This is a genomic window from Rhodococcoides corynebacterioides NBRC 14404 (assembly GCF_001894765.1).
GTDB classification, from domain to species: Bacteria; Actinomycetota; Actinomycetes; order Mycobacteriales; family Mycobacteriaceae; genus Rhodococcoides; species Rhodococcoides corynebacterioides.
On record NZ_BCWV01000004.1, the window covers coordinates 1 to 15,136 of the forward strand.

Consider the following 15,136-nt stretch of genomic DNA (forward strand, 5'->3'; position numbering starts at 1 on the left):
AACGGGTCGGCCGTTCGGCGATCCGCACACGTTCACATGTGTGGTTCCGTGCTCTGTCAGCACGTCGCGCGTCTCCGTGTCCGGTGGCCAGTGTTCGAGCAGCGAGTCGTAGGCACCGAAGAAGCGCTCACCCGCGGCCGAGTCTGCGAACTGTCGAATGGTCTGCCTGCTCATGGGACCCTCACTTTATCTCGATCATCGAGACAGTAGATCAGCGAGATATACTTGTCCAATGGCGCAGGAACCTCGGACGAACGACGCTGGTTCGGACCCTCACGTGCTGATCCACAAATTGCGGGAAGTCGTGGTCAGCCTCGACTTGCTCGGCGCCCGGTTCGCGCGCGTACACGATCTGCACCCGACCGATGTGCGCGCGCTGATTCTCCTTCTCGACGCCGAGCGCGCCGGCCACCCTGCGACTCCAGGGTGGCTCGGGAGTGCGCTCGGCGTGAACTCTGCATCGACGACAGCGTTGGTCGACCGGATGCAATCACGCGACTTGGTGTCCAGGACACGGGACACCGTGGACCGGCGACGCGTGCTCCTCGAGGTGACGTCCACTGCGAGAACGCTCGGTGAGTCGTTCTTCGGTGATGCGATCGGACGCGCAGTGGTGTCGATGAAGTCTCTGTCGCCATCCGACCGCAGAGTCGTCGACAGATTCCTCACCGACGTGAACACGGCGATCTCTGCGGAGTGACGGGAGCGCCTCAGCGAGCAGGACCTTCCCGCAACTCTGTCCCTGCTGGGAAGGCGAGGACGAACTCCTCACCCACGTCACCGACCGCGTCCGAGACTGCCGTGGTCACGACGATGCGGTGGTCGTCGACGGTCCGGATCCGTACTGTTCGACCCTGATAGGTGAACTTGTCCATCAGGAATCGGAGGCCGCGGCGCTCGAGCGCCTCTTCGGCCTCCGGCCACTCCGATACGGCGGCCAACGGCCGTCCGAGCCGGTCGACGGGCACCAGATCGGGTGCCTGCGACTGCATGTCGATCCACCCGATCACCTCGCCGTCCTCGCGGGCGTACGGGATCCAGTGTCCGGGGACGGACATTCGGCTCAGCTCGCCGTGGCGTCCAGGGCCCGCCCGGTGGCCGCGGCCATCTCCTCGACCTGCTCGTCGGTCATGACGAAGGCCGGCGAGAACTGAATTGCGCCGTTGCCCGCCGCCCGCGCCGAGACACCCTCGCGGCGCAGGGTTTTCACGAACGGCATGGCGTACGTCGGGTCCGCGAACTGCACGGCGGCGACGGCGCCCATCCCGCTGCGGACCTCGCTGACGAGGTCGTGGTCCGCGAGCGGCGCCAGATGCCGGTGCAGTGCCGCGGCGACCCGCGACGCGTGCGTGAGCAGGTCCTCGCGGTCGATGATGTCGAGGTTCGCCAGGGCCGCGGCGGCCGCGCCCGCATGGCCGCCGTACGTGTAGCCGTGCCGCCACCACGAGCCGCCCTCGTAGAACGGAGCCGCGATCCACGGGGCGACGAACACCGCGCCCATGGGCACGTAGCCGGACGTCAGTCCCTTGGCGGTGGTCACCAGATCGGGCTCGAGCTCGAACGTCGTCGAGGCGAACCAGGCACCGCCGATACGCCCGAAGCCGGTCACCACCTCGTCGGCGACGAAGAGAATGTCGTGGTCGCGGCAGATCTGCCGGACCTCGTGGAGGTAGCCGGCGGGCGGCAGGTAGACCCCGCCGGCGCCGATGATCGGCTCCGCGAAGAACGCCGCGATGGTGTCGGCGCCCTCCTTCTCGATCAGCGACAGCAGTTCCTTGGCGTCGTCCCACGCCACCGTGCGCGCATCGGTCATCAGCTCGCCGTAGTTCTCCCGGTTGAGCGGGAGGCCGGACAGCGCGGTGCCGGCGACGTGCATGCCGTGATACGCCTTCTGCCGACCGACCACGACGGTCTTGCCGGGGCGGCCGACCTGGTGCCAGTACCGGCGTGCCAACTTGGCGGCGGTGTCGATCGAGTCCGAGCCGCCGGAGGTGAAGAAGATCTTGCTGCCCGGCACCGGCGCGATCTCGGCCAGACGATCCGCGAGTTCGAGCGTCACGTCGGGGGTGACGTCCCCGAAGGTCGAGTAGTGCGCGAGGGTGCTCAGCTGGCGGGCGACGGCGTCGGCGATCTCGGTGCGGCCGTGCCCGACGTTGGTGAACCACAGGCCCGCCGTGCCGTCGAGGTACTCGCGGCCCTCCGTGTCCCAGATGCGCGCTCCCTCACCGCGGGCGACGACGAAACGCCCTCCCGACTCCACGGTGTGCATGTCGGAGAAGCCGTGCCAGAACGCTGAGCTGTGATCGGTCACGTCGGTCAGCGTAGACCGGACCGATACGCTGGACTCAGCCATGTCGACACCTGCCTCCACCTCCCCCACGCGCAGTGACCTCACCGCGCGCCTCGCCGGCCTCACCCACACCGACGCCCACCGGATCGGTCGGCGTCTCGGACGCAGCCGGCGGCCCGACGACCTCGCGAAGATCTCGTCCGAGATCGACCGTGCCGAGGTGCGGGTGCAGAACCGGCGCAGTGCCGTGCCCGCGCTCGAGTACCCGGAGTTCCTCCCCGTCACGGCGCGTCGCGAGGACATCGCCGCCGCCATCGCCGAGAACCAGGTGGTGATCGTCGCCGGCGAGACCGGATCGGGCAAGACCACGCAGATCCCCAAGATCTGCCTGGAACTGGGCCGCGGCGTGCTCGGCACCATCGGGCACACCCAACCGCGCCGTCTCGCCGCCAGGACGGTGGCCGAGCGCATCGCGGAGGAACTGGGCCAGGAGATCGGCGAGGCCGTCGGCTACACGGTCCGATTCACCGACCGCTCGTCCGACGACACCCTGATCAAGCTGATGACGGACGGCATCCTGCTCGCGGAGATCCAGCGGGATCGCATGCTCCGCCGCTACGACACGATCATCATCGACGAGGCGCACGAGCGCAGCCTCAACATCGACTTCCTCCTGGGCTACCTGGCTCGCCTGCTCCCGCAGCGTCCCGACCTGAAGGTGATCGTGACGTCGGCGACCATCGATCCCGAACGCTTCGCACGGCACTTCGCCGTGGACGGCCGGGACGCGCCCATCGTCGAGGTCTCGGGCCGCACCTTCCCCGTCGAGATGCGCTACCGGCCGCTCACCGTGGACCGCGAGGACGAGACCGTCGACCGCGATCCCGTCGACGCCACGTGCGACGCCGTCGACGAACTCCTGCGCGAGCCCGAGGGCGACATCCTCGTCTTCCTCTCGGGTGAACGCGAGATCCGTGATACCGCCGACGCGTTGAAGGACCGTCGCCTGCGCGGCATCGAGGTGCTGCCCCTCTACGCCCGGTTGTCCGCCGCCGAGCAGCATCGCGTGTTCGAGCGACACTCGGGCCGGCGCATCGTCCTGGCCACCAACGTCGCCGAGACGTCGCTGACCGTCCCCGGCATCCGGTACGTCGTCGACCCCGGTACCGCACGTATCTCCCGGTACTCGCTGCGCACCAAGGTGCAGCGGCTCCCCATCGAGCCGATCTCGAAGGCCTCGGCCCGTCAGCGCGCGGGGCGGTGCGGCCGCGTCGCCGACGGCATCTGCATCCGGCTGTACTCGGAGGAGGACTTCGAGGCGCGTCCGGACTTCACCGATCCGGAGATCCTGCGCACCAACCTCGCGTCGGTCATCCTGCAGATGGCCTCGCTGGGTCTCGGCGCCGTGGAGCAGTTCCCGTTCGTCGAACCGCCCGATCCGCGCAGCGTGCGGGACGGGCTCGGACTGCTCACCGAACTCGGCGCCCTGGACACCACCCCGAACGCCGACGACCACGACGGGCCGCGCCTCACCGCCCTCGGACGCGAGCTCGCCGGTCTCCCGGTGGATCCGCGGATGGCGCGCATGCTGGTGGAGGCGCACCGCTCCGGCTGCCTGCCGGAGATGCTGGTCATCGTGGCGGCGCTGTCCATCCAGGACGTGCGCGAGCGTCCCGCCGAGCACCAGCAGGCGGCCGACGAGATGCACCGCCGGTTCGCGGTCGAGGGGTCGGACTTCCTCGCCCTGCGAGAGCTGTGGACGTATCTCGGCGAGCAACGACGGGCGTTGTCCTCCAACCAGTTCCGCCGACTGTGCCGCACGGAGTTCCTGCACTACCTGCGCATCCGGGAGTGGCAGGACCTGCACGGCCAGCTCCGGCAGATCGCCCGCGGCATGGGGTGGACGGTGCCGGATCACGACGCGCACACCCCGGCGTCGGACGCCACGATCCACCAGGCACTGTTGTCGGGCCTGTTGTCGCACATAGGATTACGCGAGGGCGAGAAGCGTGACTTCCTCGGGGCGCGGGGGTCGACCTTCGCGATCTTCCCCGGTTCGTCGCTGTCGAAGAAGCCCCCACGGTGGGTCATGGCAGCAGAACTGGTGGAGACCAGTCGACTCTGGGCGCGGATGGCGGCGCGCATCGAGCCCGAGTGGGCCGAGAAACTCGCGCCGCACCTGCTCAAGCGGCAGTACTCGGAACCGCACTGGTCCACCAAACGCGAAGCCGCCGTCGCCTACGAGCGGGTGACGCTCTACGGCGTGCCGCTGGTGGCCAAGCGGCCGGTGTCCTACGGCTCGATCGACGCGGAGGTCTCCCGCGACCTGTTCCTGCGTCACGCCCTGGTCCAGGGTGAATGGCGCACCCACCATCGCTTCTTCCACCACAACCAGCAGTTGCGCAGCGACGCCGAGGAATTGGAGTCGCGTGCCCGACGCCGGGACATCGTGGTCGACGACGACGCGCTGTACGCGTTCTACGACGAGCGCGTGCCTGCCGACGTGGTCTCGGCGCGCCACTTCGATCGGTGGTGGAAGAAGGCGTCCCGTACGACGCCGGACCTGCTCGACTTCGACCGCACGACGGTCGTGACCCCGGCCGCCGCAGCGGTCACGGGCGGCGACTTCCCCGATGCCTGGCGCCAGGGCGAGCGGCAGTTCCCGCTGACCTATCAGTTCGAACCCGGCCGCGACGACGACGGCGTGACCGTCCACATCCCGGTCGATCAGTTGCCGCAGGTCGCCGACGTCGGCTTCGACTGGTTGGTCCCCGGCATGCGTCTGGATCTGGTGACCGCACTGATCAAGACGTTGCCGAAGGACCTGCGGCGCACGGTGGTTCCCGCACCCGATCACGCTGCGGCCGCCGTCGCCGCGATGCGTCCCCGTACCGAACCGCTCACGACGGCGCTCTCGCGCGAGCTCACCCGAATGGGCGGCGTCCCCATCGCGGCCGAGGACTTCTCCCCCGACGCGCTGCCCCGACACCTGCGCATGACGTTCCGGATCGTCGACGGCACCACCGAACTCGGGCGCGGACCGTCGTTGTCGGCGTTGAAGACCCGACTCGGACGCGCCGCGGCCACCGCTGTCTCGGCGGCAGCCAAGGACACCGAGAAGGCCCCCGTCCGCCGGTGGACGTCCGAGACCATCGGCACCCTCGAACCGACGGTGACCCGCACCGTGCAGGGCCGCGCGGTCACCGGCTATCCGGCCCTCGTGGCCGAGAGCGGCGGCGTGGCCGTCCGCGTCCTCGGGTCGGCGGCCGAACAGCGTGCAGCGATGCGTGAGGGAACGCGGCGATTGCTCCTCGACGCCGTTCCGGTGTCCGCGAAGTCCCTGCTCGCGGGTCGCTCACCGGCGGCGCGACTGCACCTGGGTCAGAACCCGCACGGCAGCATCGACGCGCTGCTCGACGACTGCCGCGCTCTCGCTGCGGACGATCTGATGACCGCGCACGGCGGACCGGTGTCCTCACCCGATGCCTTCGCAGCCCTGGAGACCGCCGTCCGCCGCGACCTCGCCGCCCGGACCGCAGCCGTGCTGCGCCTGGTGGAACCCGTCCTTGCCGCGGCGACCGCCGTGCGCCTCGCGCTGGACCAGGCGAGCGGTGACCCCGCCGAGGACGTGCGAGCACAGCTGGATGCGCTGATCTTCCCCGGCTTCGTCTTCGAGACGGGCATGGCACACCTGCCCCATCTGCCGCGCTACCTCGAGGCGGCCCGGCGGCGGCTGGAGGCACTGCCGTCGAGCGCGGCACGGGACGCGGCGGGCATGGTCACGCTGGATCGGGTCTACGCCGCGTACGACACCCTGTTGGAGAGTCTTCCGCCCGCTCGCCGCGCGACCGACGACGTCCGCGACATCGCGTGGATGATCGAGGAACTGCGGGTCAACCTCTTCGCGCAGGCACTCGGTACTGCCTACCCGGTCTCGGAGAAGCGAGTTCTCAAAGCGATCGACGCCGTCCGCACGACGCGACGCTGATCTCGGTCAGGCCGTCGTCGGAACGGTGTCCTCGCCCCGCTGATGGCGGCGAAGTTCGTCGATCTCGCGTTCGAAGTCCTCGGCGCTGCTGAAGGAGCGGTAGACCGAGGCGAACCGGAGGTAGGCCACCTCGTCGAGGTCACGCAGCGGACCGAGGATGGCGAGTCCCACTTCGTTGCTGGGGATCTCCGCGGAGCCCGAGGCCCGCACGGTGTCCTCGACCTGCTGTGCCAGGAGGACGAGAGCATCGTTGTCGACGTCGCGGCCCTGACACGCGCGCCGCACGCCCTGGACCACCTTGTCGCGACTGAAGGGCTCGCTGACTCCGCTTCGCTTGACCACGGACAGCACCGCCGTCTCGACCGTGGTGAACCGGCGACCGCACTCGGGACAGGACCGCCGACGGCGAATCGCCTGCCCCTCGTCCGCCTCACGGGAATCGACCACGCGCGAGTCGGGGTGACGGCAGAACGGGCAGTGCATGTGGCGTTGACCCCTCGATGCTCACGGGACGGACTCCGTGCCGGACGGGCGATACGACGCGCTCCGGCTGGACGGTGCGACGTCGTCTCCGACGCCGTGGTCCAGCCTACCGAGGGGGGCACCGAGACCGATCAGCGCGGGGACACGCCGAGGTCGAGTTGTTCCACCACGGTCGGCTGCGGCGGGACGTCCACGGCGCGCAGGTTGGCCACCCCGACGAGCCCGAGGGCCGTCGCTGCTGTGACCAGAACCACAGCGGCGACCGACGCGAGACCCCGGACCGGCCGCGACACGTGCGGTACTCGAGAAACCGCAACGGAGCGACCGGTGTACTCGACCGCGCCGGCGTGCGGACGACGCACGTCGCGCGAGACGGGGCGACGGCGCACAGGGGCGGACCGACGCGGGGCGGGAGCCGCAACCTCCTCGGTCACGGTCGCAGATCCCCAGTAGGACTCGTCGTCGCAGGTCCAGCGATCGGTGAACGGGCGAGAGGTCGCTCCGACTCGAGCGCCCCGAACGGTCTGCAGTTCGGTACTGATCACGACAACCACTCCTCGTGGGTAGGCGGTGGTCCCCCGGCGAGCAGAACGCCCACCGGCGTTCGGCCATTCCGTTCGACCACGCGTTCGAAGGAACGCATGTTCGATGTATAGCAGGGCGGTCCGACACAGTCCACGAAATCGCGACACGGATCGAACAGGTGTTTGATCGTCGATCGAATCCGGTCTAGCTTCTACTCACGACGTCGCATCGGACACCGGGGCACCAGAGGCCCCATCCGCACCACCGTCCGGCGCGCCCAGCACCCGCCCGCCCCGGGCCGGCCACCGATGGAGGTTCACAGCATGACCGACGAGAGCTCGTCCGCCACGAGTACCGATTCCGGCCTGACCGAGCGGCAACGTCGCGTCCTGGAGGTCATCAGGGCCTCCGTCACCGAGCGTGGCTATCCGCCGAGCATTCGCGAGATCGGTGACGCCGTGGGCCTGACCTCCACGTCCTCGGTCGCGCACCAACTGCGGACCTTGGAGAAGAAGGGCTTCCTGCGCCGCGATCCGAATCGGCCTCGCGCCGTCGACGTCCGCCTGCCGGGCGAGAACGGTCGACCGGAGGAGGTGGCCGCCACGGGCGACGCCCCCTCCGTCGAGCCCGCCGCTCGTGATGCCGGCGCCGAGTCGGACTCCATGCCCGCCCCCACCTTCGTCCCGGTTCTCGGACGCATCGCGGCCGGCGGGCCCATCCTGGCCGAGCAGGCCGTCGAGGACGTGTTCCCGCTCCCACGCGAACTCGTCGGCTCGGGCTCGCTCTTCCTGCTGCGCGTGGTCGGCGAATCGATGATCGACGCTGCCATCTGCGACGGGGACTGGGTGGTCGTCCGGCAGCAGAACGTCGCGGACAACGGTGACATCGTCGCCGCGATGATCGACGGCGAGGCCACGGTCAAGACGTTCAAGCGGACCGGTGGCGACGTCTGGCTGCTCCCCCACAACCCGCTCTTCGAGCCCATCCCCGGCAACGATGCCGTGATCCTCGGCAAGGTCGTCACCGTCATGCGCAAGCTCTGACCCCCGCACGCGAGAACGCCGGCACCGAATGATCGGTGCCGGCGTTCTCGTGTTCCGGATCGACGGGGCTAGAGGTCGAGGCCGCGCCCGATGATCTCCTTCATGATTTCCGTCGTGCCGCCGTAGATGGTCTGCACGCGGGAGTCCATGTACGCCTTCGCGATCGGGTACTCCTTCATGTAGCCGTAGCCACCGTGGAGCTGCAGGCACCGGTCGATGATCTTGACCTGGTTCTCGGTCGTCCACCACTTGGCCATGGCGGCTTCCTGCACGCTGAGCTCGCCCGCATTGAGCTGCTCGATGTACTTGTCCACCATGATCCGCACGGCCGTGGCCTCCGTGGCGCACTCGGCGAGCACGAAGCGGGTGTTCTGGAACTTGCCGATCGGCTTGCCGAACGCCCTGCGGTCCTTGCAGTACTGCACCGTCATCTCGAGCGAGCGCTCGATGGCGGCGGCCGCGACGACCGCGATGGACAACCGCTCCTGCGGGAGATTCTGCATGAGGTAGATGAAGCCCATCCCCTCCTCGCCCAGCATGTTCGCGGCCGGCACCCGGACGTCGGTGAAGCTGAGCTCGGCCGTGTCCTGGGCCTTCATGCCGATCTTGTCGAGGTTGCGTCCGCGCTCGAAGCCGGGCATGTCCCGCTCGACGCCGAAGATGCTGAAGCCCTGCGCGCCCTTCTCCGGATCGGTGCAGGCGACCACGAGAACCAGATCGGCGTTGATGCCGTTCGTGATGAATGTCTTCGAGCCGTTGAGAACCCAGTCGTCACCGTCGCGGACGGCGCGGGTCTTGATGCCCTGCAGGTCACTGCCGGTGCCGGGCTCGGTCATCGCGATGGCGGTGATGAGCTCGCCGGAGCAGAAGCCGGGCAGCCAGCGCTGCTTCTGCTCCTCGTTGGTGAGCTCGATCAGGTAGGGGGCCACGACGTCGTTGTGCAGCGTGAACCCGATGCCGCTGTAGCCGCCGAACGTGGTCTCCTCGGTGACGATCGCGTTGTAGCGGAAGTCCTTCACGCCACCGCCGCCGTACTCCTCCGGCACGGCCATCCCCAGGAAGCCCTGCTTGCCGGCCTCGACCCACACGCCGCGGTCGACGATGTTCTGCTCTTCCCACTCCGCGTGATGCGCCGCGACGTGCTGCTCGAGGAACTTCTTGTACGAGCTGCGGAACAGATCGTGCTCGGGCTCGAACAACGTGCGCTTCATGACTCTCCTCGTGTGACGTGAGTTACCACTTCACGGTAGGTCCGAGTGCAAAGCTGCGTCGATGACCTGTGCGAGCGCGTTCGGTGACCACCGCCGACCGGATCGTGTGCAGATATCGGCGTTCAGCGCGGACTACTGCACACGATTTCCGCGGCGGACGGCTCGATTGTGCCGGGCGTGCAGGACCACGTCCGGAACGAAGACCGGTACGACCGCGAGCATGGCCCACCACGACCCTGTCGCCGCGACCAGCCCGACCGCGGCGACGACGGCGCAGGACCCCGCGACACTCTGCACGAGGTCGTGGTGGCGGCGTCGGACCGGCGGCTCCCCCCACCACGACACCCGCCGTCCGGCGTTCTCTCGCGACACTCGCCGAGCCGCGACGACGCTCAGCACCAGGCCGACGACCAGTGCCCCGACCCCGAGGACAAGACCGACCACGGCCGGACTCAGCCACGCGAGTCCGGCGCACGCGACCGGGACGACCGCGGCCAGGGCGGACTTCCACACCGGCGTCGACGGCCATTCCTCGGGCGCGACGCTCACCGGCCGCATCGGCTCGAGCCCCGGGAGACCGGATCGTCGCGAATCCACACCCCACGGTCTCACGACTCAGCGGACGGTGCGCCCCGCCAGCGCGCGCAGAACCGGGTAGCCCACCAGGATCCCCACCGATCCCCAGACGATGCCGCCGAGTTCGACGGACCCGATGGTCAAGGTCAGATCACCGATCCCCGCGACCAGGGCAGCGGCGGCGACCATGAGGTTGACGGGGCGGGTGAAGTCGACGTTCGCCTCCTGCCAGATCCGCACGCCGAGCAGCCCGATCAGGCCGTAGAGCACCAGGGTCGCGCCGCCGATGACGCCGCCGGGCACGGTGAACACCAGCGCTCCGAACTTCGGCGAGAACGCCAGAACCAGCGCCGTCGCGGCCGCCACCCAGTAGGCGGCCGTCGAGTACACACGGGTAGCCGCCATGACGCCGATGTTCTCCGCGTAGGTCGTGGTGCCCGACCCACCGCCGGCGCCCGCGAGCGCGGTGGCGACACCGTCGGCCACGAGGGCGTCTCCCGCGACGTCGTCGAGGGAGCGTCCGGTCATGGCGGCGACGGCCTTGACGTGGCCGACGTTCTCGGCGACCAGGACCACCACGACGGGCAGGGCGACCAGCACCGCGGAGAGCTGGAACGACGGTCCCGTGAACGTCGGCACCCCGACCCACGCCGCCTCACGCAGCGCGTCGACGCGCGCCGGGTCGAGTGCTCCGGTCACCGCGCCGAACACCCACCCGAGGACGACGCCGACCAGGATGCCGAGCCGTCCGATCAACCCGGGCACCGCGACGGTGACCAGCAGGATCGCCGCGAGCGTGACCGTGGCGACCAACGGCTGCGACTCGTACGACGTCACGGCGGTCCCGGCGAGGTTGAGTCCGATCAGCGCGACGATCGCGCCGGTGACCAGGGGCGGCATGGCGGCGTCGAGCGCACGACTCCCGGCCACCTTGACCAGCACGCCGACGGCGGCGAGCGCGACACCGACGACCAACACGGCGCCGAGTTGGGCCGCCGGACCGTCGCCCGCGGTGGCGGCGAGCGGCGCGATGAAGGCGAACGAGGAACCGAGGTAACTCGGCACGCGGCCCCGCGTGATCAGCAGGAACAGCGCGGTGCCGAGGCCGGAGAAGAACAGCGTCGTGGTGACCGGAAAGCCGGTGATGGTCGGAACGAGCAGCGTCGCACCGAACATCGCGACGACGTGCTGCATGCCGATGCCGACGGTGCGCGGCCAGGACAGACGCTCGTCGGGGGCGACGACGCCGTCGACGGCCACGCTCCGGCCGTCACCGTGCAGGGTCCACCGGGGTACGAGGCGGGAGCGCGACGAGGCGCGGGGTGCGGTCACGAGTCGTCATGATGACACGGACCACCGCCCGGGGCTCAGCCCAGGACGGCCAGCGCGGCGTCGCGCGCCTCCAGGGGTCCTGCGGTGCCGAGGACCGCACGGGCGGCCTCGCGGCACTGTTCGAGCGTGACCTGTCCCAGCCGGGCACCGACTCCGGCCACTGCGGCGGAGGCCGCCGACAGGCTGGTGACGCCGAATCCGACCAGGACGCAGGCGAGCAGCGGGTCCGCGGCGGCCTCACCACAGACGCCCACCGGCTTGCCCGCGGCTGCTCCGGCCTCGGCGGCGCGGGCGACGAGGGCGAGCACGGCGGGCTGCCACGGGTCGGTCAGAGCGGCGAGGTCGGCGGACATCCGGTCGGCCGCCATCGTGTACTGCGCGAGGTCGTTGGTGCCGATGGACAGGAAGTCGACATGCTCGAGAATGCGGTCGGCGAGCAGCGCGGCCGCGGGGACCTCGATCATCACGCCCGGGGTGAGGCCGCGCTCGCGCACGTCCGCGGCGAAGGCCTTCGCCTCGTCGGCGGTCGCGATCATGGGGGCCATCACCCACGGCGACGACGACGTCGCCTCGGCCGCGGCGGCGATGGCGTCGAGCTGGCGATGGAGGATGCCGCGATCGGCGGCCGCGATGCGGATGCCGCGCACGCCGAGAGCCGGGTTGGCCTCGTCGGGGTGGGTGGCGAAGCGCAACGGCTTGTCGGACCCGGCGTCGAGCGTGCGGACGACGACCTTGTGGCCGTCGAACGCGGTGAGCACCTCGCCGTAGATGTCGGCCTGCTCGGCGACGGTCGGTTCGACGTCACGGTCGAGGAAGCTCAACTCGGTGCGGAACAGCCCGACGCCGTCCGCAGCGGTGGTGCGGGCGGCGCGCGCGCCGGCGCCGTCCTGCACGTTCGCCAGGATGTCGACGTGGTGGCCGTCGGAGGTTCGGCCCGGGCCCGTCCACTCGGCGACACGGGCGAGGTGAGCGGCGGACTCGTCGACGGCGCGGCGAGCCTCGTCGGCGTCGGGATCGACCGAGAGGATTCCGGTGGTGCCGTCCACCATGACCGCGGTGTCGGCGGCGACGTCGTCGAGACCGGCCACGGCGACGACGCAGGGGATGCCCAGCTGGCGGGCGATGATCGCGGTGTGACTGGTGGGGCCGCCGAGCGAGGTGGCCAGCGCCACGACGAGTGTCGGGTCGAGGCCGGCGGTGTCGGCGGGTGCGAGATCCTCGGCGAGCAGGACGGACGGCACCGCGGGCGTGGGAACGCCGGGCTCGGGCAGTCCGGAGAGCTCGGCGAGGACGCGGTCGCAGATGTCCATGAGGTCGGTGATGCGCTCGGCCATCCGTCCGCCGAGCTTCGCGAACATCGCGACGAACTGGTCGGTGGCGGCCACGGCCGCGTAGGCGGCATCGGCGCCACCCTTGATCGCCTTGGCACCGGCGCCGAGCCACCCGCGGTCCTCGGCCATGGCGGCGTTGGCGGCGAGGACCTCGGACGCGGAGCCGGTCGCGAGGGCCGCGCGGGCCTGCAGACGGGCGCCGACGGCCTTCGCCGCGGCGCGGAAACGCTCCACTTCGGAGTCGCGGGAGTCCTCACCGACCTCACGCGGGGCGTCGGGACGAGTGGGGCGCGGAGCGGGGCGGACGACGGGCCCGTACCCGACGCCGGGAACGACAGGGGTTCCGTGCAGCGTGCGCGAGTCGGTCCGCGGGTCGGTCACGGTGGTGGATCCCGTCATGTCGTTCCTCCTGCTGTGTGTCTGTGTGCTGTTGCCGTGGACGAACACCGTCGAAACCTGTGTGCGTCGCGTCTCGGCTCGCGACTGGTGTGATCGAGATTACGCGAACCTCTTGACATGTCAACAGAGACGGGCGTAAAACAACATAAACCAACAGCGAAACCACGGAACGGAGCGGCGGAGGTGACCACCACTATGTATGCGGAAGAGCGTCAGAACGCCATCGCCGGGCTGATCGGCCAGCGTGGTCGCGTGTCCGTCGCCGACCTCGCGGACACCTTCGGCGTGACCACCGAGACGGTGCGACGCGACCTCGCCGCGCTCGATCGCATGGGCGTCGTCCGCCGCGTCCACGGCGGCGCCGTTCCCGTCACCACCATCGCCTCCGTCGAGAAGGGCATGGCGGAACGCGAGCACACGCGGACTCTGGAGAAGGACCGCATCGCGGCCGCAGCCGTCCGGTTCCTCCCCGCCGCCGGTGGCAGCGTGGCGCTCGACGCCGGCACCACCACCGGGCGCCTGGCCGCCCTGGTTCCCGTCGACGTCGACCTCACCGTCGTCACCAATTCCCTGCCCATCGCGCAGCGGCTCGCGTCCGTGCCGTCCCTGTCGCTGCATCTCGCCGGCGGTCGCGTCCGCGGGGTGACGCAGGCGACCGTCGGGGAGGACGCGGTGCGCACCTTCACGACGCTGCGTGTCGACGTCGCCTTCCTCGGCACCAACGCCCTGAGCATCGCCCACGGCCTCTCCACGCCGGACACCGAGGAAGCCGCGGTCAAACGCGCCATGGCCGCCGCCGCCGACCGCGTGGTCGTGGTCGCGGACTCGGCGAAGATCGGCCTCGAGTACTTCATGTCCTTCGCCGCACTCGACGGCGTCGACGTCCTGGTCACCGACGACGGCATCACCGATGCCGACTGCACCCGTCTGCAGCAACACGGATTGGAGGTGGTGGTCGCATGATCCTCACCCTGACGGCCAACCCCAGCATGGACCGCACCGTCACCCTCGACGCGGCGCTCCAGCGCGGCGCCGTCCACCGCGCCACCACCACGACCACCGACCCCGGCGGCAAGGGTGTCAACGTCGCGCGCGTCCTCACCGCCGCCGGCAGACCCTGCACCGCCGTGCTGCCCGGAACCGGCTCGGACCCTCTGCTCGGGGCGCTCGGCGCCCTGGGCGTGCGCTACCACGCCGTCCCGACGGCGGGTCTCGCCCGCACCAACCTCACGGTGAGCGAGCCCGACGGCACCACCACCAAGATCAACGAGCCCGGCACCGCCCTCACCCCCGACACGGTGGCCGGCCTCACCGCCTCGGTGCGCGAGCTGGCGCAGCGCGCCCAGTGGGTCGTGCTGTCCGGCTCGGTCCCGCCCGGCGTCGACGTGGGGTGGTACGGCGAGCTGGTGGCCGTGGTCCGAGAAACGTCGGCGCGGGTCGCCGTCGACACGTCGGACGCTCCCCTGCTCGCCCTGGCGGCCGGCTTCCCGCGCACCGCGCCGGACCTGATCAAGCCGAACGCCGAGGAGCTGGGTCAGCTCACCGGTCGCGACGGCGTCGCGCTCGAAGACGCTGCGGCCCAGGGCGATCCGACGCCCACGGTGGAAGCCGCGCGGATTCTCGTCGAACAGGGAGTCGCCGCCGTGCTGGCGACTCTCGGCGCCTCGGGTGCCGTTCTGGTCACCGAGGCGGGCGCCTGGTTCGCCACCCCTCCCCCGATCACCCCGCGCAGCACCGTCGGCGCGGGCGATTCGTCCCTGGCCGGGTACGTCCTGGCCGACCTCGACGGTGCGGACGGCGCCGGGCGACTCGCCCGTGCCGTCGCCTACGGATCGGCAGCCGCCGCTCTGCCCGGCACCCGCCTCCCCACTCCCGCCGACGTTCACGTCGACGCCGTTCCCGTTCGATCGCTCTCCCTGCCCGGCTCGTCCACCCTCGCTCGACACACCTCCTGAGGA

At 70.3% G+C, this 15,136-nt stretch carries 13 protein-coding genes; 5 read left to right on the forward strand and 8 right to left on the reverse strand.

The genetic code is table 11. From position 1 onward, the window contains the following. Positions 1 to 232 precede the first annotated feature (232 nt). Entirely contained in the window at positions 233 to 700 is a 468-nt protein-coding gene (locus RC2_RS09325; RefSeq protein ID WP_056074617.1) for a MarR family transcriptional regulator, read from the forward strand. Between the two features lie 10 nt (positions 701 to 710). Here the strand turns inward: RC2_RS09325 and RC2_RS09330 are convergent, their stop codons facing one another. Further along, the gene (locus tag RC2_RS09330; RefSeq protein WP_068151035.1) at positions 711 to 1,058 is read right to left on the reverse strand and encodes a hypothetical protein; all 348 of its coding nucleotides are present in this window, start codon (positions 1,056 to 1,058) and stop codon (positions 711 to 713) included. Between the two features lie 5 nt (positions 1,059 to 1,063). Further along, the gene (locus RC2_RS09335) at positions 1,064 to 2,353 is read right to left on the reverse strand and encodes an aminotransferase family protein (protein ID WP_068151032.1); all 1,290 of its coding nucleotides are present in this window, start codon (positions 2,351 to 2,353) and stop codon (positions 1,064 to 1,066) included. Between RC2_RS09335 and hrpA the strand changes: the two genes are divergently transcribed. After that, positions 2,352 to 6,278, forward strand: coding sequence for an ATP-dependent RNA helicase HrpA (gene hrpA / locus RC2_RS09340; protein WP_068151028.1), 3,927 nt, complete (start codon positions 2,352 to 2,354; stop codon positions 6,276 to 6,278). The genes RC2_RS09335 and hrpA overlap by 2 nt on opposite strands. A gap of 6 nt (positions 6,279 to 6,284) precedes the next feature. On the opposite strand, the gene nrdR is transcribed toward hrpA, so the two are convergent. Then, positions 6,285 to 6,761: a transcriptional regulator NrdR gene (gene nrdR / locus RC2_RS09345; RefSeq protein ID WP_068151025.1), complete on the reverse strand. Its 477-nt coding sequence runs from the start codon at positions 6,759 to 6,761 to the stop codon at positions 6,285 to 6,287. A gap of 131 nt (positions 6,762 to 6,892) precedes the next feature. Beyond that, complete coding sequence (locus tag RC2_RS18940; protein WP_156509766.1) at positions 6,893 to 7,054, reverse strand: hypothetical protein; 162 nt, start codon at positions 7,052 to 7,054, stop codon at positions 6,893 to 6,895. 555 nt (positions 7,055 to 7,609) lie between these two features. On the opposite strand from RC2_RS18940, the gene lexA reads away from it, so the two are divergent. Then, positions 7,610 to 8,329, forward strand: a complete 720-nt coding sequence (gene lexA, locus RC2_RS09355) for a transcriptional repressor LexA (RefSeq protein ID WP_068151020.1) — start codon at positions 7,610 to 7,612, stop codon at positions 8,327 to 8,329. A 68-nt stretch (positions 8,330 to 8,397) separates the two neighbouring features. On the opposite strand, the gene RC2_RS09360 is transcribed toward lexA, so the two are convergent. The 4 genes from RC2_RS09360 to RC2_RS09375 form a co-directional block, all read right to left on the reverse strand. Further along, the gene (locus RC2_RS09360) at positions 8,398 to 9,540 is read right to left on the reverse strand and encodes an acyl-CoA dehydrogenase family protein (RefSeq protein WP_068151018.1); all 1,143 of its coding nucleotides are present in this window, start codon (positions 9,538 to 9,540) and stop codon (positions 8,398 to 8,400) included. A 132-nt stretch (positions 9,541 to 9,672) separates the two neighbouring features. Then, positions 9,673 to 10,089 carry a hypothetical protein gene (locus RC2_RS09365; protein WP_139277336.1) on the reverse strand — a complete coding sequence of 139 codons (417 nt, stop codon included), beginning with the start codon at positions 10,087 to 10,089 and terminating at the stop codon, positions 9,673 to 9,675. A 66-nt stretch (positions 10,090 to 10,155) separates the two neighbouring features. After that, a complete protein-coding gene (locus tag RC2_RS09370; RefSeq protein ID WP_068151010.1) occupies positions 10,156 to 11,448 on the reverse strand; it encodes a uracil-xanthine permease family protein in 1,293 nt (430 codons plus the stop codon). Between the two features lie 35 nt (positions 11,449 to 11,483). Further along, entirely contained in the window at positions 11,484 to 13,178 is a 1,695-nt protein-coding gene (locus tag RC2_RS09375; RefSeq protein ID WP_068151008.1) for a putative PEP-binding protein, read from the reverse strand. A 195-nt stretch (positions 13,179 to 13,373) separates the two neighbouring features. Between RC2_RS09375 and RC2_RS09380 the strand changes: the two genes are divergently transcribed. Together RC2_RS09380 and RC2_RS09385 are read left to right on the forward strand one after the other, a co-directional pair. Next, positions 13,374 to 14,141 (forward strand): DeoR/GlpR family DNA-binding transcription regulator, encoded by a 768-nt coding sequence (locus RC2_RS09380; RefSeq protein ID WP_068151005.1) that lies wholly within the window; start codon positions 13,374 to 13,376, stop codon positions 14,139 to 14,141. Next, a complete protein-coding gene (locus RC2_RS09385) occupies positions 14,138 to 15,133 on the forward strand; it encodes a 1-phosphofructokinase family hexose kinase (protein WP_068151002.1) in 996 nt (331 codons plus the stop codon). The genes RC2_RS09380 and RC2_RS09385 overlap by 4 nt, the downstream gene beginning before the upstream one ends. The last annotated feature ends 3 nt before the right edge of the window (positions 15,134 to 15,136 follow it).